Annotated in this window: 20 protein-coding genes; 15 read left to right on the top strand and 5 right to left on the bottom strand. The window is 72.2% G+C overall.

The window, feature by feature from the left end:
- Positions 1-172: 172 nt before the first annotated feature.
- The gene (locus OG417_RS48360; RefSeq protein ID WP_329244748.1) at positions 173-4132 is read left to right on the top strand and encodes a S8 family serine peptidase; all 3960 of its coding nucleotides are present in this window, start codon (positions 173-175) and stop codon (positions 4130-4132) included.
- Here the strand turns inward: OG417_RS48360 and OG417_RS48355 are convergent.
- Positions 4126-4734, bottom strand: a complete 609-nt coding sequence (locus tag OG417_RS48355) for a HEAT repeat domain-containing protein (protein WP_329244745.1) — start codon at positions 4732-4734, stop codon at positions 4126-4128. The two genes, OG417_RS48360 and OG417_RS48355, sit on opposite strands and share 7 nt — an antisense overlap.
- Before the next feature lie 271 nt (positions 4735-5005).
- On the opposite strand from OG417_RS48355, the gene OG417_RS48350 reads away from it, so the two are divergent.
- Both OG417_RS48350 and OG417_RS48345 read left to right on the top strand, forming a co-directional pair.
- Positions 5006-5260 (top strand): hypothetical protein, encoded by a 255-nt coding sequence (locus OG417_RS48350; protein ID WP_329244742.1) that lies wholly within the window; start codon positions 5006-5008, stop codon positions 5258-5260.
- Positions 5241-6194 (top strand): RNA-guided endonuclease InsQ/TnpB family protein, encoded by a 954-nt coding sequence (locus tag OG417_RS48345; RefSeq protein WP_329244739.1) that lies wholly within the window; start codon positions 5241-5243, stop codon positions 6192-6194. Before OG417_RS48350 ends, OG417_RS48345 begins: the two co-directional genes overlap by 20 nt.
- Before the next feature lie 111 nt (positions 6195-6305).
- On the opposite strand, the gene OG417_RS48340 is transcribed toward OG417_RS48345, so the two are convergent.
- From OG417_RS48340 to OG417_RS48325, 4 genes are all read right to left on the bottom strand, one after another.
- The gene (locus OG417_RS48340; protein ID WP_329244736.1) at positions 6306-6968 is read right to left on the bottom strand and encodes a S1 family peptidase; all 663 of its coding nucleotides are present in this window, start codon (positions 6966-6968) and stop codon (positions 6306-6308) included.
- Between the two features lie 9 nt (positions 6969-6977).
- Positions 6978-7283 (bottom strand): trypco2 family protein, encoded by a 306-nt coding sequence (locus OG417_RS48335; RefSeq protein ID WP_329244733.1) that lies wholly within the window; start codon positions 7281-7283, stop codon positions 6978-6980.
- Positions 7284-7378: 95 nt separating this feature from the next.
- Positions 7379-8047 carry a hypothetical protein gene (locus OG417_RS48330; RefSeq protein WP_329244730.1) on the bottom strand — a complete coding sequence of 223 codons (669 nt, stop codon included), beginning with the start codon at positions 8045-8047 and terminating at the stop codon, positions 7379-7381.
- 149 nt (positions 8048-8196) lie between these two features.
- Complete coding sequence (locus OG417_RS48325; protein WP_329244727.1) at positions 8197-9228, bottom strand: LacI family DNA-binding transcriptional regulator; 1032 nt, start codon at positions 9226-9228, stop codon at positions 8197-8199.
- Between the two features lie 129 nt (positions 9229-9357).
- Between OG417_RS48325 and OG417_RS48320 the strand changes: the two genes are divergently transcribed.
- The 12 genes from OG417_RS48320 to OG417_RS48265 all read left to right on the top strand — a co-directional run bounded on the left by OG417_RS48320 (position 9358) and on the right by OG417_RS48265 (position 24626).
- Positions 9358-10884 carry a sodium:solute symporter family protein gene (locus OG417_RS48320; RefSeq protein WP_329244724.1) on the top strand — a complete coding sequence of 509 codons (1527 nt, stop codon included), beginning with the start codon at positions 9358-9360 and terminating at the stop codon, positions 10882-10884.
- On the top strand, positions 10877-12136 hold the full coding sequence (locus tag OG417_RS48315; protein ID WP_329244721.1) for an AGE family epimerase/isomerase: 1260 nt from the start codon (positions 10877-10879) through the stop codon (positions 12134-12136). Before OG417_RS48320 ends, OG417_RS48315 begins: the two co-directional genes overlap by 8 nt.
- Positions 12117-12869: a glucosamine-6-phosphate deaminase gene (locus OG417_RS48310; protein WP_329244718.1), complete on the top strand. Its 753-nt coding sequence runs from the start codon at positions 12117-12119 to the stop codon at positions 12867-12869. The genes OG417_RS48315 and OG417_RS48310 overlap by 20 nt, the downstream gene beginning before the upstream one ends.
- On the top strand, positions 12859-13617 hold the full coding sequence (locus OG417_RS48305; protein ID WP_329244715.1) for an SIS domain-containing protein: 759 nt from the start codon (positions 12859-12861) through the stop codon (positions 13615-13617). Before OG417_RS48310 ends, OG417_RS48305 begins: the two co-directional genes overlap by 11 nt.
- Positions 13614-14756, top strand: a complete 1143-nt coding sequence (locus OG417_RS48300; RefSeq protein ID WP_329244712.1) for an N-acetylglucosamine-6-phosphate deacetylase — start codon at positions 13614-13616, stop codon at positions 14754-14756. The genes OG417_RS48305 and OG417_RS48300 overlap by 4 nt, the downstream gene beginning before the upstream one ends.
- Positions 14757-14879: 123 nt before the next feature.
- Positions 14880-16124: a hypothetical protein gene (locus tag OG417_RS48295; RefSeq protein ID WP_329244708.1), complete on the top strand. Its 1245-nt coding sequence runs from the start codon at positions 14880-14882 to the stop codon at positions 16122-16124.
- Between the two features lie 84 nt (positions 16125-16208).
- Entirely contained in the window at positions 16209-17705 is a 1497-nt protein-coding gene (locus OG417_RS48290; RefSeq protein WP_329244706.1) for a hypothetical protein, read from the top strand.
- A gap of 358 nt (positions 17706-18063) precedes the next feature.
- Positions 18064-18273, top strand: a complete 210-nt coding sequence (locus OG417_RS48285; protein WP_329244704.1) for a heavy-metal-associated domain-containing protein — start codon at positions 18064-18066, stop codon at positions 18271-18273.
- A 57-nt stretch (positions 18274-18330) separates the two neighbouring features.
- Entirely contained in the window at positions 18331-19221 is an 891-nt protein-coding gene (locus OG417_RS48280; RefSeq protein ID WP_329244701.1) for a hypothetical protein, read from the top strand.
- A 69-nt stretch (positions 19222-19290) separates the two neighbouring features.
- On the top strand, positions 19291-21489 hold the full coding sequence (locus OG417_RS48275; protein WP_329263060.1) for a heavy metal translocating P-type ATPase: 2199 nt from the start codon (positions 19291-19293) through the stop codon (positions 21487-21489).
- Positions 21490-21615: 126 nt separating this feature from the next.
- On the top strand, positions 21616-22617 hold the full coding sequence (locus OG417_RS48270; protein WP_329244699.1) for an NADPH:quinone reductase: 1002 nt from the start codon (positions 21616-21618) through the stop codon (positions 22615-22617).
- Positions 22618-22736: 119 nt separating this feature from the next.
- A complete protein-coding gene (locus tag OG417_RS48265; RefSeq protein WP_329244697.1) occupies positions 22737-24626 on the top strand; it encodes a serine/threonine-protein kinase in 1890 nt (629 codons plus the stop codon).
- Positions 24627-24659 lie beyond the last annotated feature (33 nt).

Genomic DNA, 24659 nt, shown 5'->3' with positions numbered 1-24659 from the left:
CCTGCCAGGATCGCGCTCACTGGGCGAAATGTTCCCTCACTGCACGTTTGTGAAGCTGCGCAGAGTCGCAGTGGAAAGAGCCTTGTCGACGGGCCGGGCGGGGCTGAAGGTGATCTTGCGTTTCTCCCCCCGCTGAACGCCGCCCGCCCCTCCCCCCCGCAAAGAAGGCCTGATGCACAGACGTCTCAGACGCGCCGCGATCGCGGTGGTCCTGACGATCCCGCTCACCTCCGCTCCCATCGCCGCCCAAGCCGCGACGGCGAAGAAGCCCCAGCCGGCCACCCACTCCCTGAAGCTCGCCGACGGCTCGAAGGTCCAATGGTCCGACGACGGCACCGGCACGCTGACCGACAAGCAGGGCAGGACGAGGGCCTTCCCCGTTCCGCGCTCCGCCGGGCGCAGCGGCTTGAAGGCGACGCTGACGGCTCCCGACACCGCCATCCGGGCCCGTGCCGGTGCCGCCCAGAGGCCCGCGTACACGCTCGGCTCGGGCTCCGCCGCGAAACAGGCCACCACCCGGATCCAGCCGATGAACACCGGCCCGGTGAAGCTGCCCGCCTCGGTCGGCGCCGACGTCAAGCGGTCCGCGCGCGCGCCGAAGGCCACGACGGCGCCGGACACCGGCGCGGGATCCGGCGTGCCGACGAACGAGGGTCTGACGTCGTCGTTGCAGTCCTACCTGAACGCCCAGGGGGTCAACGCCGTCGGCGCCTTCCACGACGCCGCGACGTACCTGCACGCGCTCCCGGGCGCCGGCCAGACCATCACCAACGTCTCCATCGGGGACCTGACCGACCAGTCGATGGCCGACGCCGGCGACGCCTACGTCGCGCACTACGGCCCGACGACCGTCGTCAAGAACGGGCAGCGGTACCTGGACATCCCGTCCATGCCGCTGATCCCCACCTACGTCGCGGACGACAACGCCCACCTGGACGCCACCGGCTCCACCGAGGGCCAGGACCCGGCCCTGGGCGAGGTGCTCCTGGACTTCTCGATGATGGCTCCGCTGCCGCACGACCGGCAGCGGCCGGAGGCGACCGGCCAGGGCGTGACCGACCTGCTCGGCATCGCCCCGGGCGCCGACTACCGTCTCGTCGTCCCCAAGGAGCCCTCCAGCGCGGGCATCAGCGCGGCCCTGCGCGCCGCGGCCGCCCAGACACCGCGCCCCGACGTCATCACCGCCAGCCTCGGCTTCGGCACCGACGGCAGCCTCGGGTTCCCCTCCCGGTGGCTGGAGGACGACCCGACGATCCGCGCGACCCTCGCGGACATCGTCAAGTCCGGCATCGCGGTGGTCGTCTCCTCCAACGACGGCACGCGGCTGGCCCTGCCCGTCTCGGTCGGTCCCGACGGCGGCAGCACCCCGACGAACCGGACGAACAGCGCGGCGGCGCAGACCGACATCGAGGACGTCACGCCGACCACGACGCCGTCCGTGGTCAAGGACACCGGCGTGATCTCCGCCGGTGCCACCACCCTGGACGACACCCTGAGCTCCTCCGACATCCGGAACGGCGTGTACCCGACCACCCGCTACAACGGGTCGACGGCCTACTCGTCGGGCTTCGGCTCCCGCGTCGACCTCGCGACGCCGGGCGACAACCTGCCCGCGCTGGAGCACGTGTGCTCGCAGAACTGCGACGCGCAGGACGTGAGCGTGGTCCTCAACGGTGGTACGTCCGCGTCCGCACCGATGATCGCCGCCGCCGTGGCGGACGTTCTGCAGGCGGCCAAGGCCACCCACCAGAGTCTGACGCCCCGCCAGGTGCGTGACCTCCTGGTCGCCACGGGCCGTCCGATCGCGCAGACCCCGCAGGCCGACCAGACGCTGCACATGGGCACGCAGCTCGACGTCACCGCGGCCGTGGAGAAGGTGCTGTCCCGCGCCGTCCGCATCACTCCCTCCGCGGTGCGGATGTCGGTGGCCCAGCGGCAGCTCCTGCCGAGCGCCCAGGCGACGTACTTCGTGGAGAGCACCGATCCGGCCGCCATCGACCTGGCCGGCCCGGCGGACGCCGCGGGTGAGCCGTCCGGCCAGAACGCCGTGTCACCGATCACCTTCGGCCTGGACATGACCGGCGACCGTACGGGCGTCACCTACCGTCTCCAGGTCGGGGACAAGGGCGTCATCCCGGCCTCCGGGCCGAGCCTGCGGGTGCTGCCGGGCGAGCTGCTCTCCGCGGCCGGCCTGCCGGCGACCTCCGAGGACTCCCGGAGCGTGAACGTGACCTTCCAGGCCCTGCGGGCCGGCCGGGTGCTCGCCTCGGTCTCCCGCAAGCTCACCTTCACCGCGACCGACGGGACCTACGAGCAGGCGCAGGCGCCGGACCTGCCCGGCGCCGTTGCGCTGGGCCGGCCGGTCACCGTGCACTACGACCTCACCGGTGTCCGTGGGCTGAGTTCTCCGCGCCTCATCCTGTCCTCCGTGGGGCACTACACGCCGAACGCGGGCGTGGACCTCTTCCGCGCGCAGTGGAGCACCCCGCTGACGGAGCCGAAGGGAACCGTGACCATCCCCGCCTCGGCCTTCGCCGCCGGGGGAGCCGGGATCTACGGTGTGGGCGTCGAGCAGTCGGGCGGCGTCTATCCGGTCTACGGCGCCTTCCGGGCCATCCGCGTCGGAGCCGGCGCCGCCGAACGGCCCGCCGCCCCGCTCCTGGGCACCGGTCGCAGGGCGTCGGTCCACGCCGTCGACCTCACCCGGGCGAACGGCAGGCCGGCCGTCTCCTGGGACGTCACCTCGGTTCCGGGCGCCGACGGCGCGCAGATCGAGCTGATGGCGCCGGCCCCCACCCTCTACGGAACCCTCAACACCGTCACCAACCAGAACGGCAGCGGCCGGGACGACAACGGCGTGGACCACGCCTCGACGCTGCTGCGGGCGCTGCCCTCGGCCAAGGGCCGGACCACGCTCGATCTGGCGGCGCTGAACGTGCCCACCGGGCTGCAGTATCCGGTGCGCGTGATCGCGACCCGTCACGGCCGGCCGGTCGGCCAGGCGTCGCCGACGTCCTTCCTGCAGTACCGCGACGGTGACGAGATGTCCGGCACCGTCGAGGGCTTCACCGTGTCCGGCGGCCGGGCGCTCATCAGCACCGACGAGTTCAGCTCCCCCGACGGGCAGTCGTACCGGCTGGACCGCTCCGCGACGACGCCGTACGCGCTGAAGGACGGCGCCCTGGGTTCGCCGATCACGCAGAACACCGGGGGCGACCTGGAGCAGCTGGTGATCGGCTCGGACCCGAAGACCGGGACCGCACTGATCGTGCACCCGTCCTACTCCGGCTCGTCCAGCCCGCAGATCGACGTGTGGAACGCCGGCAGCGGAGCGACGGTCAAGGTGACCGAGACCGAGTCGCTGTCCGGCGGTAACGGCTACATCGAGGGCGGCACCGTCGACACCGTACGTCACCGGGGAGCGGTCACCACGTACGACCCGAGCTCCGGGCTGACCCGCCTGTGGCCCGTCGACATGGCGACCGGCACGGTCGGCACCCCGTTGGTGATCAACGCGAAGAACCCCGGACGCTCGTTCCGTGACGTCGTCATCGACGGCGCCACCGGGCAGGCGTTCGTGGCGACCACCGGCACCATGGGGCCCTGCCTCCAGGGACACGCGCCGTACGGGGTGGTGCGAGCCGACTTCGACACGGGCGACGTGACACCGGTGACCACCCTGCCGATCTGCACCGCCGGGCTGCTGCCGGACGGCGACGGCGGCAAGGTGTGGGTGTCGGTCGGCGCCGCCCAGGGCTTCCGGAACACCTTCCCGGCCAGCAGCTGGTTCGGCCTGGACCAGAAGACGCTCACGGCGGGGGCCACCGCGACCATCGACACCCACGGTCCGGTGTGGCCCGTGTACGACTCCGTGCACCACGTCGCCGTGGAGGCCGGCCTCTATGAGAGCGGCGCGGAGGCGGACAACAACGCCATGAGCGAGATCACCGTCCTGGATCCGGACACCGGGAAGGTCCTCGCCCGGCACCCGGTCGCGAACCTGGTCTACTCGACCGTCGCCGGGTCCAACTTCGAGTTCACGTCCCGGCAGGGTCTGTACCTCGACCCCGCGTCCCGGACCGGCTGGGTCGTCAACGCCTGGGGAACCGGCCTGGAGCGGTTCACCTACTGAGAACGCGGGTCAGCGGCCCCGCCGGCGTCCTCCGGGGCGTCGGCGGGGCTCGCGTCGCCGAACATCGCGTCGATGTCGCGGCCGTAGCGCCGGACGATGACGGGGAGGAACAGCCCGGCCGGGCGGGCCAGGAGCGGCATCAGCCGGCGGCGGACCCGCCCGCCGGTGAACTCATCCAGCATCCGTTGCTCGACCGGCAGGTCGAAGTAGTTCCTGGTCGCGGCGCGTTTGCGGGCGGCGCCTGCCCTCCGGCGCAGCACGGGCGCGATCGTGTCGTCGCGCGACAGGGCGCCCAGGATGGCGAGAGCCCGCCGATCGCCCAGGCGCGCCAGGTACCGGGCGGCCTGGAGCCTGCTGTAGCCCGCGAGCGGCACCTCCGGGGAGGTCTTACGGCGCGTGGCCGCCATCAGGATCGACACGCCGCGATCGTCGTCGAGGCGGGCGAGGCCGAACGCCGCCCGCATCCGCACGTACGGCCTGCTCTCCTCGTCGCGGGCCATGGCGAGCAGGAGGCTCACCGCGCGGCGGTCGCCCAGCTTCAGCCCCAGCAGCCTCGCCGCCAGCGCACGGTGGGTGTTGTCGATCGTCCGGTCGGTGGCCATGCCGTGAAGCATCTCTGCGGCGCCGGGGTGGCCGAGATCGGCGAGGGCGCCCGCGCTGTGGACCCTCGTGAACGGAAGCAGGCAGCCCGAGGGCGTCCGGCTCCGTGGACAGGTCGGCCAGGGCGTCGGACGTCCCGCCGTCCAGCTCGGCGAGGGCGGCCGCGGCGCGTGCCCGATGGACGAGCGAATAGGCCCGCTTGCGGCGGATCAGCCTGCGCAGGCTGCGGGACGCCTGGTTACCCCTGGAGTTATCGGGAGATTCCCCTCCTGTGTGACGCAGAAGAACGTTACGGTTACGGGTTGTGAAGACGTGGTGCAGGTAAACCTCATGCCGGATGCCGGGCAGGCGCTGGCGCTTGAGCGGACCCTGCACGCGGTGAACAAGGCGGCGAACTGGGTATCGGCCGTGGCGTTCGACCGTGGTGTGCCGCACCTGTATGAGCTGCGTAAGTACACCTATGGCGAGTTGAAGTCGCGGGGCCTGGGGGGCACAAGCTGCCCAGCATGTGATCAAGAAGGTCCGTGACGCCTACACCGCGTTGAAGGCGAACATCGCTGCGGGGAATCTCGGCAGGCCGGGTTCTCGTCGTCGTCTCAAGGCCGAGGCGAAGCCGATTGTGTTTCGTCTCGAGGCGGCGCAGCCGTATGACGATCGGTGTTTGTCGTGGCGGTACGACGCCGGGACCGTGTCGGTGTGGACGGTCGAGGGCCGGGTGAAGAACGTTCGGTTCGTCTGCTCGGCGGGTGCGCTCAAGACGCTGCGGGAGCACCGGCAGGGTGAGTCGGATCTGGTCCGGCGTGATGGGGTGTTCTATCTGATCGCCACGTGTGAGGTGCCTGAGGCCGAGCGGTATGAGCCCGGGCGGTTCATCGGTGTGGACCTGGATATCGCCGCCATCGCGACCACCTCGACCGGTTACCAGGCCGCCGGGCGGGGACTCAACCGGCACCGCAGGCGGCAGCTTGAACTGCGCCGCAAGCTCCAGAAGAAGCGGACCAAGTCCGCCAAGCGGCTGCTGAAGAAGCGCAGCCGGAGCGAGAAGCGTCATGCGGCGAACCAGAATCACATCATCGCTAAGACGATCGTGGCCGAGGCTGAACGCACCTCTTCCGGGATCTCCCTGGAGGATCTGAAGGGGATCCGGCAGAGGGTACGGCTCCGCAAGCCCCAACGGGTCGCGCTGCATTCTCGGGCCTTCGCCCAGCTCGCCGACTTCATCGTCTACAAGGCCAAGCGGGCCGGTGTGCCCGTGGTCTTCGTCGATCCGGCCTACACCTCACAACAGTGCGCCGAGTGCGGTCACATCGATGACAAGAACCGGGTGAGCCAATCGGTTTTCTGCTGCCGGAACTGCGGGGTCGTTGCCCACGCGGACCGGAACGCCTCCCGCAACATCGCCCGTAAGGGCGAGGCTGCGTGGACCGCGGGGCGTGAGTCACGCGTCCCTGCCACCCCATAAAAGGGGTGGCTGGACGGAGGAGCCACCCAGCAGCCAGCCGGGAGCTACTTCCAAACCCGGTCCTTCAGGACCGGGTCAAGTTGACGCTCAGGACGTGGGGCGTGAGCGTGGTCAGGCGCGTTCGAGCGGCAGGCCGATGAGGTTGTGCAGGCGCTTCAGCCGCTTGTACTCCAGCTCGGTGTACCAGCGGTCGACGCGGCTGCCGGTGAGGGTGTCCAGGGCGTCGCCGAGGCGGTGCTCGCTCACCACGCCGACCAGGTGACCCACCGACCAGATCGCCGCGCCGGACATGCCCTCCCACGCGGACCTCGAGCGGTCCGGGTCGGGGGCGGGCGGGTCGACGATGATCTCCAGCCCTCCTTCGCGCCGCCACGACGCGGGGGCGGCCGTACCGCGCGCGTGGCGGGTGTCCCGGAACACCACCTCCCTGCCGTCGGCGTTCCTGCCCCGGTGGAGCCGGAAACGCGGGAACCCGACGGCCTCGATCGGCGACGGTTCGGGGATCCCGCCGTAGCGGACCGGCTCCACCTCCGGCCCCGCGTCGAGGCGGATGACCGCCACGTCGACGGCCTCCTCGTGGAAGACCACCTGCCCGGGCTCCATCCGGGCCGTACCGTCGTCGGCGACGAACCGGACGCGGACCCGTGCGTCGGGCGCGACGACATGGGCGGCCGTCAGCACCATCCGGCGGCGTACGAGGTAGCCCGACCCGCGAAGGCCCGGGTTTTCACCGGTGACGATCTGCGCGACGCGGTCGACGTCGAGTCCGGCCATTCCGCGGAATCATTCCTCTCCGTCTTCGGCCTGGCCGGACACGCGTGGAGTGATCCGGCCATCGCCGTTCTGGAGAGTCGGGGTGAGAGTGAGCTTGAGTTTCTGCGTCGAGGTGTTCTTGTCGCTGATATCGGCGCCCAGGTCCAGCACCCAGAAACGCACCTTGCCGTGCACGCCGTCGGTCTGCTCGACGCTCACGCTGAGCTCCAGCTCGATCGAGCCGACCTCGAACTGAAGACGTTCGTTCTCGCCGCCGTCGATCGCCCGATACAACTCCTCGCGCAGATCCTTCACCACGTCGGCCAGCTCGATCACATTCATCTCCCCGCAGTTGTGTGATCGGCAGCATTTCATACGGGTAGATCCGATGAACGGCCGTTTTTTCCGGGCGGGCGGCGGCCTGTCCGAGCTCAGCCGGGAAGTCGATCGTAGGTCTGGTACGAGTAGGTGACCGTCATCGCGAGGCGGTTGGCGCCGGAGGCGGCGGGCAGGCCGAACCGGCGGTCGATCCGGCGGGTGGCGGGGCCGCAACCGGTGGCGGCCGGGACGGCGAAGGTCGTGTCCGTGCCCTGCATGCGCCGGATCGGCGGGTTCGCCGACACCTGGATCGCGCTGCCCGGCGCGAGGGTGAGCCGGATGGGGATCGGGTCGCCGGCCGAGCCCAGCGTGCAGTGCCGGCCGAGCCCTGGGCCGGTGAGGCGGAAGCGCAGGTTGATCACGCCGCCCGGGGTGAGGAAGTCGGACGGGCCCGCCGACTCCGGGCGCAGCCACAGCCGGGTGCCGGGGACCCGTTCGGCGGCGGCCTGGAGGCGGCCGAAGACCTGGCCGGAGGTGCCGTCCGGCCGTGGGCCTTCGGCGTGCGTCATCGAGATGATGCGGACGCGGATCGGGCCGGCGCCGCCGACGGTGAGCGTGCCGGTGGCGATGTGGTCCTCGCACCGCCACTCGGCCGGATCGGCCCACGACGGGATCGGCGGGCAGTCGCGGTATTCGAAGTGCGGTGGCGGGTCGGCGTGTGCCGTGGCGGCTCCGAGCGGGAGAGCCGTGGCGGAGAGCAGGATCGAGATCGCGGTGCGCATCGGAGCATTCCTTCGAAGGGGTTGATGATCGACACCAAGCCTCTTCGCCCGGCCCGCGCGAAACGATGGCGCAGGCTTGTGGATCGAACCGGAAAGCAGATCCATTGACACGCCTGATCCTGGGTGTTATCGACGCACCCGCCTGTGTATCAAGATCCCTGCGCGGGCGGTCCCTGACGGCGGGCGTGCGGCGCCGGGCCCGTGGTCGCCCGGACGATCAGATGTGAGTCGAGGCTGTGGCGGACGTCGCCGACGCTCCGGCCGGCCACGAGGTCCAGCAGCACCGACACGGCGATCTTTCCGGCCTCCGCGCAGCGCAGCGAGATGGTCGTGAGCGGCGGGTACGTCGTCGCGGCGAAGACGTCGTCGCAGCCGATCACGCTCATGTCCTCCGGCACCCGCACGCCGTGCTCGGTGAGCCCGGCCAGGACACCGTGCGCCACGACGTCGTCGTAGGCCAGGACCGCGGTGGCGCCGGAGGCGAGGATGGCCTCCACGGTCGCCTTGCCGCCGTCGTACGTCGCGGGGTCGGCCGGCAACGTGGTGAGCGTCATGCCGTGGTCGGCGCGGGCGGCGGCGATCCCGCGGCGCCGTTGATGATCCGACCAGGCCCCGGGCGGCCCGCCGACATAGGCGAGATGCTCGTGGCCGAGCTCGGCCAGATGCGCGATCGCCTGCATGAACCCGGTGTGGGAGTCCGTCAGCACCCGCGGCATCCGTGGCACGTCCCGGTTGATCAGGACCACCGGCCGTCGTCGTGCGTATTCGGCGAGGGCGGCGTCGTCCAGCCGGGAGGCGGCGAGCACGAAACCGTCGACCTGCGGGGTGAACCGGGTGATCAGCCGGCTCTCCTGGGCCGGGTTCTCCGCGGAGTCGCCGAGCAGCACGCAGAAGTCCTGGTGGTCCGCGCCGACCTGGGCGGCGCGGATCAGCGGCGGGAAGAACGGGTTGGCGATGTCCGGCACGATCAGCGCGATGACGCCGTTCTGGCCGGTGGAGAGCGCGCGGGCGACCTTGTTCGGCACGTAGCCGAGCGTCTGTGCCTTCGCCAGCACCTTCTCCACGGTCTCCGGCCTCAGCAGGTCGGGCCGGGTGAAGGCGCGCGACACCGTCGAGCGGGAGACGCCCAGCTCCTTGGCGATCACGCTGATCGTCGGAACGGTCCCGTCTGGGGTCGCCATGGGGAAACGGTAGCGCAGACGTAACACGGAAAGCCGCGCTGGGCCCTTGTGTGTGCAACCGGTTGCATGGCAACCTACGCAGCCAACAGGTCTACGCAGCCAGCGTGTCCTACCCCCCGGGAGGTGGTCGTGGGTTCTGTCGCCTGGATCGTGTTGTCGCTGTACTTCGGGTTGATGATCGTCATCGGCTGGTGGGCCAAGTCCCGGGTGCACGACGCCCGCGACTTCTTCACCGCCGGCGGCCGGATGCCGTGGTGGCTCGCCGGCATCTCCCACCACATGTCGGGCTACAGCGCCGCCGTCTTCGTGGCGTACGCGGCCATCGCCTACACCACCGGCTTCGCCCTGTACGTCTGGTGGGCGATCGGCATCGTGTTCGCGATGGCGGTCGGCACCGTGCTGTTCGCGCCGCGATGGCCCCGGCTGCGCGAACGGCTCGGCATCATCTCCCCGCTGGAGTACCTCACCACCCGCTACAACCTGCCCGCCCAGCAGGTGCTCGCCTGGAGCGGCGCGGGACTGAAGATCTTCGACGTCGGCGCCAAGTGGACGGCCAGCGCCGTCCTGCTCAACGTCTTCGCCGGCGTACCGCTGCACTGGGGCGTGCTGCTCACCGGCGGAGTGACGCTGATCTACTCCACCGTCGGCGGGCTGTGGGCCGACGCGCTGACCGACTTCGGGCAGTTCGTCATCCAGCTCGTGGCCGGACTGGCGATGCTCGTCGTCACCCTGTCCAAGCTCGGCGGGATCTCGGCGGTCTGGACGATCTGGGACCGGCTGCCCGCCGAGCACGCCAAGCCGTTCGCCGGCAGCTACACCGTGGTGTTCTTCCTCGTCTACCTGCTGATCGACACGCTGTCCTACAACGGCGGCACGTGGAACCTCGCCCAGCGCTTCATCGCCGCCGGCGACGCCGCGCAGGCGCGTCGCGCGGCCGCGCTCTCCGGGGCCCTCTACCTCGTCTGGCCGCTCGTGCTGTTCTTCCCCATGTGGGCCGCGCCGCTGCTGCTGCCCGGACTGAAGACGCCGGAGCAGTCGTACGCCCTGCTCACCACGCACCTGCTGCCGAGCGGGCTGATCGGCCTGGTGCTGGCCGGGATGTTCGCCCACACCATGGCGATGACCTCCTCGGACGCCAACGCGATCTCCGCGGTGGTGGTACGGGACATCATTCCGTGTCTGATGCGCGGCCGGTCGAGCCTGAGCGCCCGCGCCGAACTGGCGGCAGGCCGGATCGCGACCTTCTCCTTCATCGCGCTGTCGCTGGTCGTCGCGCTGACCTCCGATCACTTCGGTGGCGTGCTCGGCCTGCTCATCCTGTGGTTCGGCGCGCTCGTCGGCCCGATCGCGATCCCCATGCTGTTCGGCATGCTGCCCTGGTTCCGGCGCAGCGGTCCCTCGGCGGCGATCCTGTCCTGGGCGGCCGGCCTCATCGTGTTCGCGCTGACCAAGTACGTCTTCGACGGCCAGGTGGCGCGGCTCGGCGAGAACTGGGTGTCCACGGTCACCGTCGCCGGCCCGGTCATCGTGGCGTTCGTGGTGTTCGCCGTGACCGGCCTGGTGCGCCCATGGCGGGACCCGGCCTCCGACGAGCTGATCGACGCGCTGAGCTCGGACGAGGGCCCGGCGCCCGAACAGGCGATCGCCCATGCGTGACGTCCGGTTCTACCGGGAGCACCTGGAGAACGACGTCCTGGCCTGGTGGCTGGCGCACGGCCCGGACCGCGAGCGGGGCGGGGTGCGCACCTGTTTCGAGAACTCCGGCGACACGCTGGTCTCCACGGACAAGTACACCTGGTCACAGGGCCGGTGGGCGTGGCTGCTCGCCCGGCTGTCCCGGGCCGCCCGGCGCGGGCTGATCTCGCTGGACGCCGGCGACCTGCTCGCCCAGGCCGTCGCGACGGGCGAGTTCGTCGCCGCGCACGCCCTGCTCGGCGACGGGACGACCGCGTACGTGACGGCCGGGGACGGCACGGTCCGGCCGTACGGGCCGGACGGCGACCCGCACGCCAGCGTGTTCGCGGACCTGTTCGCCGCGCTCGGGTTCGCCGGGCTGGCGGGCGCCGACGGGGCGGCCGAGCGGTGGGGCGGGCTCGCCGAGGCGCTCGTCGCGTCCGCGCACGAGCGGATCGCGGCCGGCACCGCGCGCACGGAGCCGTACCCGGTCGACCCGCGGTTCCGCGGTCTGTCCGAGCCGATGATGCTGATGCACGTCGCCGCCGAGTTGCACGCCGCGACCGGCTCGGAGCGCAGCCGCGAGATCGCGCTGACCGCCGCGCGTACGGCTCTGACCGGCGGCTTCGCCGACGGCACCGACGTACGGGACCTGGCGCCCCGGCGTGCGGGACTGGAGTCCACCCTGCTGGCCCGGCACCGCACGCCCGGTCACCTGCTGGAGTTCGCCTGGTTCCTCACGTGGGCCGGCGACCAGGTGCCCGGGGTCGCCGACGTCGTGCCGGACCCCGGCTGGCCCGCCCGTACGGCGCTGGCAGCGCTCGACCTCGGCTGGGACCGGCGCGACGGCGGCCTGCTCCGGTACGTCGACGCCGAGGGCGGCGAGCCACGGGGCGACCTGCTCGACGACCCGTACGAGGACCTGGTCGTACGGACGTGGGACACCAAGCTGTGGTGGCCGCACGCCGAGGCGCTGTACGCCACGGCGCTGCTCGCCGAGCGGCACCACGACGACCGGCTCGGGGAATGGCACGAGCGCGTGCGGGACTACACGTTCCGTACCTTCCCGGAGGGGCCCGGCCGCGAGTGGACGCAGATCCGCGCCCGCGACGGCACCCCGCTGGACGAGGTCGTGGCCCTGCCGGTGAAGGACCCCTTCCACATCGCGCGGGCCCTGCTGCTGTTGGCCGAACTGGGGGAGAACACGAATTCCGATGCCCGACACCACCTATGAACCCGTCGTCCGCCGCCTGCCCGACGCCGAGGCGCTGGGCCGCGCCGCGGCGGGGGACATCGCCGACGCGCTCGTCCGCCTCCTGGCGGACCGGCCGGAGGTCAGGATGATCTTCGCCTCGGCGCCGAGCCAGGAGGCGACCCTGCGGGCGCTGGCCGACCGGCCGGACATCGACTGGAAACGGGTCACGGCCTTCCACATGGATGAATACCTGGGACTGGCCGCCGACGACCCGCGGCGCTTCGGGAACTGGCTGCGCAGCGTGCTGCTGGACCGGGTGCCGATCGGAGCCGCCCACCTGATCGACCCGGGCGACGACCCGCACGCGGCGGCGGAGCGGTACGCCGCACTGCTGGCCGCGGCGCCGATCGATCTCGTCTGCTGCGGCATCGGCGTCAACGGGCACCTGGCGTTCAACGACCCGCCCGCCGACCTGCACGACCCCGCGCTGGTGAAGGTCGTCGAGCTGGACGAGGTCTGCCGCCGCCAGCAGGTCGACGACGGGGCCTTCACGACGCCGGAGGAGGTGCCCCGGCGGGCCATCACCCTGACCGTGCCGGCGCTGCTGTCCGCCGCCCAGGTGTTCTGCATGGTGCCGGGCGCCTCGAAGCGGCCCGCGGTCACCCGGGCCCTGCACGGCCCGATCGACGGCCGGCTGCCGGCGAGCGCGCTGCGCACCCATCCCCGCTGCACGATCTACGTCGACGAGGAGTCCGCCCCCGATGTCCGCTGACCCGACCCTGACCTATCTGCGCGAGGTCACCGCGCTGCTCGAACGCATCCACGACGAGGAGTCCGAGGCGATCCTGCGGGCCGCCGAGCGCGTCGCCGAGCAGGTACGGGCCGACCGGCTGGTGCACATCTTCGGCCCCGGCGGCCACTCCAACCTGGCCGCGCAGGAGGTCTTCTTCCGCGCGGGCGGGCTGATGCACGTCTCGGCCATCCTGGACGAGGGCACGCTGCTGTCCAACGGGGCGCTGCGGTCGATGGCCATCGAGCGCACCCCGGGGTACGGACGGGTCGTGATCGCCGATGCCGGGCTGACCCCGGACGACCTGCTGATCCTCGTCAACGCCTACGGCATCAACGCCGCGCTCATCGACGCCGCGCTGGAGGCGAAGGAGCGGGGCGTGACACTGATCGGCGTCAGCTCGCGCGAGCACGCCGAGCGGACCGACCCGGGGCATCCCGCCCGCCACCCGACCAAGGCGAACCTGCACGACCTGGTGGACATCGCGATCGACACGAAGGTGCCGATCGGCGACGCGGTGATCACGATGGCCGGCGTGGCCGAGCCGCTCGCGGCGGTGTCGACGTTCGCCAACGCGTACGCGCTCAACGCCCTGGTCCTGCGCACCGTGCAGCGCCTGGCCGAGTCCGGGGTGGAACCGCCGGTGTGGCGCAGCGGCAACGCGCCGGGCGGCGACGAGGCGAACGCGCGGTTCCTCGACGCCTTCCGCTCCCGGGTGCGGAAACTGTGAGCGGCGGGCGGCCGTTGCGGCTCACCGGCCGGGACCCGGCGACCGGGCGTACGCTGCGCGTCTCCGTCGAGGACGGGCGGATCGCCGAGGTCCGCGCCATGGACGAGCCGGCCGGGCTCTGGCTCGCGCCCGGCCTCGTCGACCTCCAGGTCAACGGCTTCGCCGGACACGACGTCAACGGCGAGGTGGACGAGACGGTCGTGACGGAGCTGGTGCACGCGGTCTGGCGCGCCGGAGTGACCACCGTGGTGCCGACGGTCGTGACCGCCCCCGAGGAGCGCATCCGCGCCGCGCTGTCCGCCGTCGCGCGTGCCCGCGCCGCCGACCCGCTCGTCGCCCACGCGATCCCGTACGTCCACGTGGAGGGGCCGTTCATCTCGGCCGAGGACGGTCCGCGGGGCGTGCACGACCCGCGGTACATCCGGCGCGCCGACCTGGACGAGGTGCGCCGCTGGGGCGACCTCGTCGGGATGCTGACGGTCTCCCCGCACGAGGACGCGGCGATCGACCTCATCGCCGGAGCCGTCCGTCTCGGGGTGCGCTGCGCGATCGGGCACACGCACGCCGATCCCGCCCAGATCACCCGTGCCGTCGACGCCGGGGCCGAGCTGGCGACCCACCTCGGCAACGGGGCGCACGCCGTGCTTCCCCGCCACCCGAACCACCTGTGGACCCAGCTCGCCGACGACCGGCTGTACGCCGGGTTCATCGCCGACGGCCACCACCTCCCGGCCGACACCTTCCGGGCGATGCTCCGGGCCAAGGGGATCGAGCGCTCCCACCTCGTCTCGGACACGACCGCGCTCGGCGGGATGCCCGCGGGGCGCTACCGGACCGCGGTCGGCGGCGACGTGGAGCTGTCCGAGGACGGCCGGCTGTCCTACGTCGGCACCCCCTACCTGGCCGGCGCGTCACGGTCACTGGCGGACGGGGTGGCCACCGCGATCTCCATGGGCGACCTCACCCTGTCCACCGCGCTGCGGCTGGCCACGGCCAACCCGGGCCGGTTCGCGGGCGGGCGCGGCGTGCTGCGGCCCGGAGCGCCCGCCGACCTGATCACGTTCGCCTGGCGGCCGGGGGACACCACCCTGGACGTGCGCACGGTCGTGGTCGCCGGGACACCGGTGGTGACCGGATGAGCGAGCGAATCAAAAGGCACGCGCGCATGGTCTCTCCTCCGACGAAGGAGGGCCCATGAGCGAGCGGAGCGAGCGAATCAAAAGACACGCCCGCATGGTCTCTCCTCCGACGAAGGAGGGCCCGTGACCGCGATGGCCGGTGCCGCGGTCCGCGACTGCACGCCGCCGCCCGGCCTGGCCATGTCGGGGTTCGCCGCCCGCACCGGGCCGGCGGCCGGCGTGCACGATCCGCTCACCGTGCGCGCGCTCGCCGTGGACGACAGTGTGCTGATCACGGTCGACGCCTGCGGGCTGCACGAGGACTTCTGCGACCGGGTCCGCGCCGAGCTGGCCGACTGCGCGTCCGTGGTGGTCGCGGCGACCCACACGCACGGCGGGCCGGCCACCATGCCCGGCCGGCTCGGCGGGCCGGTGGACGCCGCCTACGCCGCGCGGCTGTACGCGACCTGTGTGGCCGCCGCGCACGCCGCCCGCGCGGCGCGCGAACCCGCGTCGATCGAGGTGGGAGCCGGGCCCGACCCGGGGGTGGCGCGCAACCGGCGGCGCGCAGGCGGCCCGGTGCACGCGCCGCTGGGCGTCGTACGGTTCCGGCGGGCGGACGGGACCTGTGCCGCGTCCGTCGTCGGCTACGCCTGCCATCCGGTCGTGCTCGGCGCGGACAACCGGCACTGGACGGCGGACTACCCGGGCGTGGTGCGCACGGCGGTGGAGGAGGCCGAGCCGGGCTCGGTGTGCCTGTTCCTCACCGGGTGCTGCGGCGAGCTCAACACCGGGCACAGCCCGTACGCGTCCATGTCGGCCGGCGCCTCGGCGGAGCGCACGTTCGCGGCGGCCGAGCGGATCGGCCGGCGGATCGCCGGCGCGGCACTCGCCGTACCGACGCGTGACGCCGGCAGCGGAACGGGCGGTGCGTCGGAGCGGGTCCGCCTGCCCCTGCGGACGGCGGATCCGGCCGAGACGGCGGCCCTGGTCACGGAGTGGGAGCGGGAGCTGCCGCGGGCCGGCGCGGACCGGCGCGAGCTGCTGCGCGCCTGGCTAGCGTGGGCGCGCGACGTCGCTCCGCGGACGCGGACGTCCTGGACCGGCCGGGTCACCGCGCTGCGGTGGGGGAGCCTGCGCCTGGTGGCGCTGCCGGGCGAGCCGTTCTCGGTGACCGCCCGCGACATCGCCGGCCGGCTGCCCGGCGACGTCATCGTCATCGGCTACAGCGACGGCTGCCCCGGCTACCTGCCGCCCGCCACCGAGTACGACCACGGCGGATACGAGGTGGAGGACGCACACCGCTACTACGGCATGCCGGCCCCGTTCGCGCCCGGCGCAGCCGAGTCGCTGGCCGAGGCCGCCGTCGCCCTGGCGAGCGGCCTCTGACCGCACCCCTGTACGCGACGCGGAGCCGCTGGTCGGGGGAACGGCCCGCGCGCCTGTCCCGTCACCGCACGAGAAGGGAACCGCATGTCGCGAAAGTTCTGGGTGACGACCGTCGCCGCGTTCGTCGCGGCCGTGATGCTGGTGGGCTTCACCTGGGGCGGCACGACGCCCCGGGCGAACGCCGCCGACGCCGGCCGGCGGACCGCGGCGAGCACCCTCCCCGAGGGAACCGTCCTGGCGAGCTACCCCGGCGGCAACACCATCGACACGGAGATCCGGGAGAAGCGGCCGCGGGCCGACGGCTACTACCACGTCGACACCCCGGCGACGATCAACCAACTGAAGAAGCTCCACGTCAACACGTTCCTGTTCCTCATCTGGCACTCGCCGGCCGACTGGCAGGACCTGAGCGGCGAGTTCATGGCCGCCGCGAAGCGGGCCGGCATCAACGTGTGGGCGTACCTCGTCCCGCCGTCCGAGTGCAGCAGCTGGTGCTCAGAGCCGTACGAGACGGACTACCTGACCTGGGCCCGCAACGTCGCCCAGCTCTCGGCCCGTTACCCCAACCTCACCGGCTGGGCCATCGACGACTTCACGAACGGACAGAACTCGCAGAAGTTCACGCCGGAGTACATGCAGCAGATCAAGCAGATCACCGACGGCATCAACCCCAAGCTCGGGCTGTACACCACCGCCTACTACCCGACGGCGATCAGCGACGCGTTCTATGAGAAGTACGCGCCGTACATCCGCGGCATCATCTTCCCGTTCCGCGACTACCCGTACTACAACACCCAGGTCACCTCGACGCTCGGCCCCGAGCTGGACACGATCCTGCCGCACGCGGACAAGTACCACACCAAGGTGGTGCTGATGGTTTACACCGGTCGGTACAGCACCTTCGACGAGCCGACCCCCGACTACGTGAAGCGGGCCCTCGACGTCGGGCTCGGCTACGCCCGCCAGGGCCGCATCGAGGGCATCGCCTCCTACGGCACACCGCACCTGGGCGCCCCGGCCGTGAGCTCCGACGTGCTCGCCATGTACGGGCGCGGCAGCCTGGTGTTCCAGAACTACGGCGGCTCGACCCCGGCCGGCGCCTACGAGTCGGCGTCCCAGACAGTGCGCGTCGACCCCGACGCGCCGCGCTACACCATCTCGCTCTGGCGCTACAACCGCTTCTACAGCACGCCGACGGCCGGGCGGCTCATGCAGGTGCTCGTCGACGGGCACGTCGTATGGTCATCCGACCTCGCGACCGACATGTCCGGGGGCAACCACCAGTTCCGGTGGATGCAGAATGAGGGCCCGATCGAGATCGACCCGAGCTACCTGCGCGGCAAGAAGCAGGCGACCCTGACGTTCCGGCTGTATGAGGACCAGGCGGCGAACTACCGGTCGCTGACCGCGTTCGACACGGTCCAGGCCTCCGGGCTCGACGTCACCGACCCCGGGTTCGAGACGCCGGGCAGCTGGCGGACCGAATCCAGCTTCGGCAACCTCATTCCGGAGATCAACGTCTACGACCCCGACCTTCCCACCCACGTCTTCCAGGCCGTGGCCAGGGCGTTCGCCTCGTAGTCGCCGAGGGGTGGCCGGCCGCGCGCACCGCGCGGCCGGCCACCCTTTTGTTTCCGGCCGGCGGCCGGTCGTCGGCCGCGCCGTGGCCGCGGGGGCGGAGCGCATGCCGCCCGTACGGGCGTTTCGTACTCGGATGAAGCTGTCTCTAGTAAACCCCCATAGGGTATGTTATGGTCATCGCAACCTACCCCCCAGGGGTATCCGAGACGGACCTCCGTCCCAGTACGGCGCGCGACCGTCGCCGTGCGGCGGCCGGGTCGTATCGGGTCTCCCTGCTATCCATATACCCGGTATGGGTACCTTAGGAATCGGCCGGGAGGGACCGGCCACGACGGACGTCGCCGAAGGAGAAGAACAGATGACGACCACTCAGTACAAGGTCAAGGGCATGACGTGCGGCCACTGCGTGTCGGCCGTCACCGCCGAGGTCGGGGCCCTCGACGGTGTCACCGACGTCAAGGTCGACCTGGCCTCCGGGATGGTCACCGTCGCCAGCACGGCCCCCCTCGACGAGCAGGCGGTACGCGATGCGGTGGACGAGGCCGGCTACGAGATCGCCGGTTCCTGACCCGGCCCGCTCCGGACCGTTCCGGAGCAGGGCCCGAAGCAGAAGAGGAAGGCAGCGATGAACACACCGGCCAGGCTCGGCTTCTTCACGATCGGGCTGGCGGCGGTGTTCGGCGCGGCGCTCGGGGCCGGCCGCCTGGCCGGCCCCGTCGAAGCCGCGGACCGGCCGAACGCCTCTCACAGCGGAATGAGCGGAATGAGTGACGGCATGGAGCACCACGACATGGCGAACGCGGCGATGCCCGGCGGGCTGCTCGTCTCCGACCACGGCTACACCCTCACCACGGCCTCCGCGCCGACCGGGGGATTCGCGTTCCGGATCATCGGCCCGGACGGGCGGGCGGTTACGGCGTTCGACACCGAGCATGACAAGCGGATGCATCTCATCGTCGTCCGCCGCGACCTGTCCGGCTTCCGGCACGTGCACCCCACCATGGACGCCGACGGCACCTGGCGGGTCGCCGCGCCCTTCGGCGGACCGGGCACCTACCGGGCGTTCGCCGACTTCAAGCCCGCGGGCGCCGGCCCGCTGACGCTCGGCATCGACGCCGAGGTGCCGGGTGAGGTCACGCCCCGGCCGCTGCCCGCCCCGGCCACGACCGCCTCGGTCGACGGCTACACCGTCACCCTCAACGGGACGCTGACGGCGGGCCGGGCGAGTCGGCTCGACCTCACGGTCTCGCGGGGCGGCTGGCCGGTCACCGACCTGCAGCCCTATCTCGCCGCGTACGGGCACCTGGTGGCGCTGCGCCAGGGCGACCTGGCCTACCTGCACGTCCATCCGGACGGCGAGCCGGGCGACGGCAGGACGAAGCCGGGGCCGACGGTCACCTTCCACACCGAGGCGCCGTCGGCGGGCACCTACCGTCTCTACCTGGACTTTCAGCACGACGGCGTGGTCCACACCGCCGAGTTCACCGTGACGGCCGACGCCGCCACCCGTCACTAGATCAGGGAGGGTGCACCAGTGAGCACCACGGGCACGACACTCGATCGCGTCGAGCTGGTGATCGGGGGCATGACCTGCGCGTCGTGCGCGAACCGCGTCGAGAAACGCCTCAACAGGCTCGAGGGTGTCACCGCGACCGTCAACTACGCCACCGAGAAGGCCAGCGTCGACTTCGGGCCCGGCGTCTCCCCGCAGGACCTGATCGCCCAGGTGGAGAAGGCCGGATACACCGCCGCGCTTCCCGCCCCGGCCGAGCCGGATCAGGAGGAGACGGCGTCGGAGACCGAGGACGCCCCGGTGCGCGCCCTGCGCGACCGGCTCCTGGTCAGCGCCGTGCTGGCCGTCCCCGTGATCGCGCTGGCGATGGTCCCGGCGCTGCAGTTCACGTACTGGCAGTGGGCGTCGCTGACGCTGGCGGCGCCGGTGCTGGTCTGGGGCGCGTGGCCGTTCCACCGCGCCGCGTTCAAGAACTTCAGGCTCGGCGCGGCGACCATGGACACGCTGGTGTCGCTGGGCACGGTCGCGGCGTTCGGCTGGTCGCTGTACGCGCTGTTCTTCGGCACCGCCGGGAAGCCGGGCATGCGGCACCCGTTCAGCCTCACCGTCGAGCGCGCCTCCGGCGCGGGCAACATCTACCTGGAGGTCGCCGCCGGGGTGACGGTGTTCATCCTGGCCGGCCGCTACTTCGAGGCCCGCTCCAAGCGGCGCGCCGGGGCGGCGCTGCGGGCGCTGCTGGAGATGGGCGCCAAGGACGTCGCCGTGCTGCGCGACGGCCGCGAAGAACGCATCCCCGTCGAGCGGCTCAGGACCGGTGACCGCTTCGTCGTACGGCCCGGCGAGAAGATCGCCACGGACGGCGTCGTGGTCGAGGGCGGCTCGGCGGTCGACCTGAGCATGCTCACCGGAGAGTCCGTGCCCGTCGAGGTCGGGGTCGGCGACACCGTCGTCGGCGCCACCGTCAACGCGGGCGGCCGCCTGGTCGTCGAGGCGACCAAGGTCGGCGCGGACACCCAGCTCGCGCAGATGGCCAAGCTGGTGGAGGAGGCCCAGAGCGGCAAGGCGCAGGTGCAGCGCCTCGCCGACCGGATCTCCGGGATCTTCGTGCCGATCGTGATCACTCTGGCGGTGGCCACCCTCGGGTTCTGGCTCGGCACCGGAGGCAGTGCCACAGCGGCGTTCACCGCGGCCGTCGCGGTGCTCATCATCGCCTGCCCGTGCGCCCTCGGCCTGGCCACGCCCACCGCCCTCCTGGTCGGTACGGGCCGCGGCGCCCAGCTCGGCATCCTCATCAAGGGCCCGCAGATCCTGGAGTCCACCCGCAGGATCGACACGATCGTGCTGGACAAGACCGGCACCGTCACCACCGGCAGGATGACCCTGACCGACGTCGTCACCGCCGACGGCCAGGACGCCGACGAGGTGCTGCGACTCGCCGGGGCGCTGGAGGACTCCTCCGAGCACCCGATCGCCCAGGCCATCGCCAAGGGCGCCGTCGAGCGGGTCGGCGGCCTGCCGGCCGTGGAGGACTTCGCGAACGTCGAGGGGCTCGGCGTCCAGGGCGTCGTCGACGGGCACGCGGTCCTGGCCGGCCGTACGCGCCTGCTGGCCGAGTGGTCCCAGCACCTGCCCGCCGAGCTGGAGCGCGCCAGACAGGCCGCCGAGGCCGGCGGCCGGACGGCCGTCGCCGTCGGCTGGGACGGCGAGGCGCGCGCGATCCTGGTCGTGGCGGACACGATCAAGGACACCAGCGCCGAGGCGATCACCCGGATGAGGTCCCTGGGGCTACGGCCGGTGCTGCTCACCGGCGACAACGAGACGGTCGCCCGGGCGATCGCGGCCGAGGCCGGCATCGACGAGGTCATCGCCGAGGTCCTGCCCGCCGACAAGGTCGACGTCATCAAGCGCCTGCAGGCCGAGGGCCTGACGGTGGCGATGGTCGGCGACGGCGTCAACGACGCCGCCGCCCTCGCCCAGGCCGACCTGGGGCTGGCCATGGGCACCGGCACCGACGTGGCGATCGAGGCCGCCGACCTGACCCTCGTACGCGGCGACCTGCGCGCCGCCGCCGACGCCATCCGCCTGTCGCGCCGTACGCTCGGCACCATCAAGGGCAACCTGTTCTGGGCCTTCGCCTACAACGTCGCCGCCCTGCCGCTGGCCGCCGCCGGCCTGCTCAACCCCATGCTCGCCGGCGCCGCGATGGCGTTCTCCAGCGTGTTCGTCGTCAGCAACAGCCTGCGGCTCCGCCGGTTCCGGCCCGCCCGCTGAGAAGCGCCGGGCGCCCGGTTCCGCCCACCGGCGGAACCGGGCGCCGCGTTCAGGGCGGCGCTCGGCGGGGATGTTCGGTTCGGCGATCCGGCCACCTGGGTCGATATCGGCCATCAAGGAGGGCGTATGGGCGACGTTCCCACGGTCACGACGGCCGCCTACATCACCGGCCACGGCTCCCCGGACGCGATCCGGGTCGGCGAACTGCCGGTCCCCGAGCCCGGACCCACGGACGTGATCGTCCGCACCGAGGCCCTGGCGGTGAACCACGTCGACACGTTCGTCCGGTCGGGCTCCTACCGCACGCACACGCCGTTCCCGTTCGTCATCGGCCGCGACCTGGTCGGCACCGTCGCCGCCCGCGGGGCCGGGGTCGCGGAGTTCCGCGCCGGGGACCGCGTGTGGTGCAACAGCCTCGGGCACGACGGCCGGCAGGGGTCGTTCGCCCGTTACGCCCTGGTCCCGGTCGAGCGGCTCTACCGGTTGCCGGACGCGGCCGACCCCGGCGCCGCGGTGGCGGTGCTGCACACCGCCGCGACCGCGCACATCGGCCTGTTCCGCGAGGCGCGACTCCGCGCGGGCGAGACGGTGGTCGTGACCGGAGCGGCGGGCGGTGTCGGCAGCGCCCTCGTCCAGCTCGCGTCGTTCGCGGGCGCGAAGGTCGTCGCGACGGCGTCCGGACGCGACGCCGAATGGTGTCGCTCGCTCGGCGCGCACACCGTGATCGACCACCACGATCCGCGGGCCATGGACCGGGTCGGGGAGGCCGTGCCGGAAGGGGCGGCGATCTTCTGGGACAACACCGGCAGGAACGACATCGAGGCCGCACTGCCCGTACTGGCCGACGGAGCGCGGATCATCGTCATGTCCGGGCCCGGCAGCCGGCCGATCCTGCCCGTGGGCGAGATCTACACCCGGGACGTGAGCGTTCACGGCTTCGTCATCAGCAAGGCGTCGGTGGCCGATCTCCGGTCCGCCGCCGCCACGATCAACGCCCTGCTCGCGGCGGACCGCCTGCACGCCCGCGTCGGGACGACGCTTCCGCTGACCAGGGCGGCCGACGCCCACCGTCTCCAGGAGACGAGGGGACCGCAACGGCCGCGAGGACGCATCGTCGTCCTGCCCTGACAGCCTCGTACCGACGCGGGTCGTCCCGGACATCACCGAATGCCCTGTGTGTCCGGGAGATCACCCAGTAGGTTGGGTTCGGCCGGAGAGCATGGGCGTCGCCGCGGAGGTGGATCACGGTGCGCTTGGGAGCGCAGGTCGCGGGACGGTACCGGCTCACCGAGGGACCCGTCCGAGGAGGAGCGGGCGAGATCTGGCTGGCCCACGACGAGGAGCTGGGCCGGCCCGTGGTGCTCAAACGCGCCCTGCTCGGCGATGACAGCGCGCCCGCGTTCGACCGGCTGAGGGCCGAGGCCCGCGCGCTGGCGCGGTTCAGCCATCCGCACGTGGTGACCTTGTACGACGCCGTCCGCGTGAGAACGCGAACGCGCCTCGCCTCGTGGCTCGTGCTGGAGTACGTCCCCGGCGGGAGCCTGGATCGGTGGCCGAGGATCTCGCCGGAGTCGGCGGCGCACATCGGCGCGCAGATCGCGGAGGCGCTGGTCGCGCTGCATGCCGAGGGCATCGTGCACTGTGACGTGAAACCGGGCAACATCGTCGTCACCGAGAAGGGCACGGCGAAGCTGACCGACTTCGGTGCCGCGTACCGGATCGACGGCCGCAAGACGGTGACGCCGAACGGCGCCATCAGCCACACGCCCGCGTACGCCGCCCCCGAGGTCATCCGAGCACGGCCCGAGCCGGCGTCGGACGTGTTCTCGCTCGGTGTCACGATCGCCGCGCTGATCACCGGTAAGCCCGTTCGCGGCGGCGTCTCCGGTGCCGCGGACCTCGGCCACCTCGAGACGGCGGCCGACGCCGGGCCGGTGCGCGAGGTCCTGGCGGCGATGCTCCGGCCCGCTCCGGCGGATCGCCCGGACGCCGCCGAGGCGCGCAGGTCCTTGCTGGCGGTCGCGGGCACGGCGGCACCCGAACTCCCGCTCCACGCGATTCCGACGCTGACCGGCCTGGAGACCCGGCCGCCGGAGCCGGGGCCCGAGTCGTACGGCGGTGGGCCGGCGCTCTGGCGCGAGCTGACGACGTTCGCCAAGCGCGGTCCGCGGCGCATCGCCGGGGTCGCGGTCGCCGTGGCGCTGGTGGCCGGGCTCGCGCTCACGCCGCTGATGACGGGGCACGACCACCACGTGGGCGCGAACCGCCCGCCGGCGACGCCCGCGGGCGGGTCCGTCATCGGCGAACCACGCACGGCCGACCCGTGCGCCCTGACCGACCCGGCCCCGCTCGGGAGATACGGCCGTACGGAGGTCGACGACGACTACGGCAACTTCAACCGCTGCGACGTGCTCATCCACACGGGCGCGGAGAACGTCGTGGACGTGGAGGTCGACCTCGACAGCGAGCCCGGACCGGACCAGACCACCGGGGCGAAGACCGTCGAGGGCATCGCCGTCATCGCGGACCGGCTCGACGGCGACGAGTGCAGCCGGACCCTTCTGCTGTCGCCGCCCGACGGCGACACCAACGTCACGGTCACCGCGAAGCGGAACGGCAAGGGATCGGCGCCCCTGTGCGAGGTGGCCGACGTGGCCACGCTCAGCGCCGCCAAGGCCCTCGGGAAGGGGCGGCTCGCACGGCGCTCCCCGCCCCTGCCGGTCGGCTCGCTGGCACACCACGACGCCTGCGCGCTGCTGGACGCCGGCGCGCTCAAAGCCGTCCCGGGGATCGACGCGCGGGAGGTCGACGCCGGGTTCGCCGGATGGGACTGCAGGTGGTCCAGCACCAGCGAGGACATCCAGGTGAACCTGCGTTTCGACCGGAACCAGCCCCTCACCTCCGACGACGGCCGCCTGATCCGGCTCAGCGGCTACCGCGCCTTCGTCCAACCGCGCGGCGACGGTGACGACACGTGCGTGGCCCAGACCGTCTACCGGACGTACATCGACCGGAGCGGCGACCAGACCGCCGAGCTGCTCTACCTCGTGGTCCAGGGCGCTCCGTCCACCACACGCCTCTGCTCGATCACGACCGGCCTCGCCCGCTCGGCCGCCGCCGCGCTGCGCCAGGCCTGAGCGATCTCGTACGCGAACACCACGCCGAGGGGT

Origin of the sequence: Actinoallomurus sp. NBC_01490, assembly GCF_036227085.1 — a bacterium.
GTDB classification, from domain to species: Bacteria; Actinomycetota; Actinomycetes; order Streptosporangiales; family Streptosporangiaceae; genus Actinoallomurus; species Actinoallomurus oryzae.
This window is presented reverse-complemented; position numbering and strand designations above follow the sequence as displayed.

Bases quoted from the DNA above. Each gene is read 5' to 3' on its own strand.
- OG417_RS48355 (WP_329244745.1), bottom strand. From the start codon at position 4,734: ATGGCCACCGACCGGACGATCGACAACACCCACCGTGCGCTGGCGGCG.
- OG417_RS48315 (WP_329244721.1), top strand. From the start codon at position 10,877: ATGCGTGACGTCCGGTTCTACCGGGAGCACCTGGAGAACGACGTCCTG.
- OG417_RS48360 (WP_329244748.1), top strand. From the start codon at position 173: ATGCACAGACGTCTCAGACGCGCCGCGATCGCGGTGGTCCTGACGATC.
- OG417_RS48310 (WP_329244718.1), top strand. From the start codon at position 12,117: ATGCCCGACACCACCTATGAACCCGTCGTCCGCCGCCTGCCCGACGCC.
- OG417_RS48290 (WP_329244706.1), top strand. From the start codon at position 16,209: ATGTCGCGAAAGTTCTGGGTGACGACCGTCGCCGCGTTCGTCGCGGCC.
- OG417_RS48285 (WP_329244704.1), top strand. From the start codon at position 18,064: ATGACGACCACTCAGTACAAGGTCAAGGGCATGACGTGCGGCCACTGC.
- OG417_RS48275 (WP_329263060.1), top strand. From the start codon at position 19,291: ATGACCTGCGCGTCGTGCGCGAACCGCGTCGAGAAACGCCTCAACAGG.
- OG417_RS48280 (WP_329244701.1), top strand. From the start codon at position 18,331: ATGAACACACCGGCCAGGCTCGGCTTCTTCACGATCGGGCTGGCGGCG.
- OG417_RS48340 (WP_329244736.1), bottom strand. From the start codon at position 6,968: ATGGCCGGACTCGACGTCGACCGCGTCGCGCAGATCGTCACCGGTGAA.
- OG417_RS48325 (WP_329244727.1), bottom strand. From the start codon at position 9,228: ATGGCGACCCCAGACGGGACCGTTCCGACGATCAGCGTGATCGCCAAG.
- OG417_RS48330 (WP_329244730.1), bottom strand. From the start codon at position 8,047: ATGCGCACCGCGATCTCGATCCTGCTCTCCGCCACGGCTCTCCCGCTC.
- OG417_RS48305 (WP_329244715.1), top strand. From the start codon at position 12,859: ATGTCCGCTGACCCGACCCTGACCTATCTGCGCGAGGTCACCGCGCTG.
- OG417_RS48270 (WP_329244699.1), top strand. From the start codon at position 21,616: ATGGGCGACGTTCCCACGGTCACGACGGCCGCCTACATCACCGGCCAC.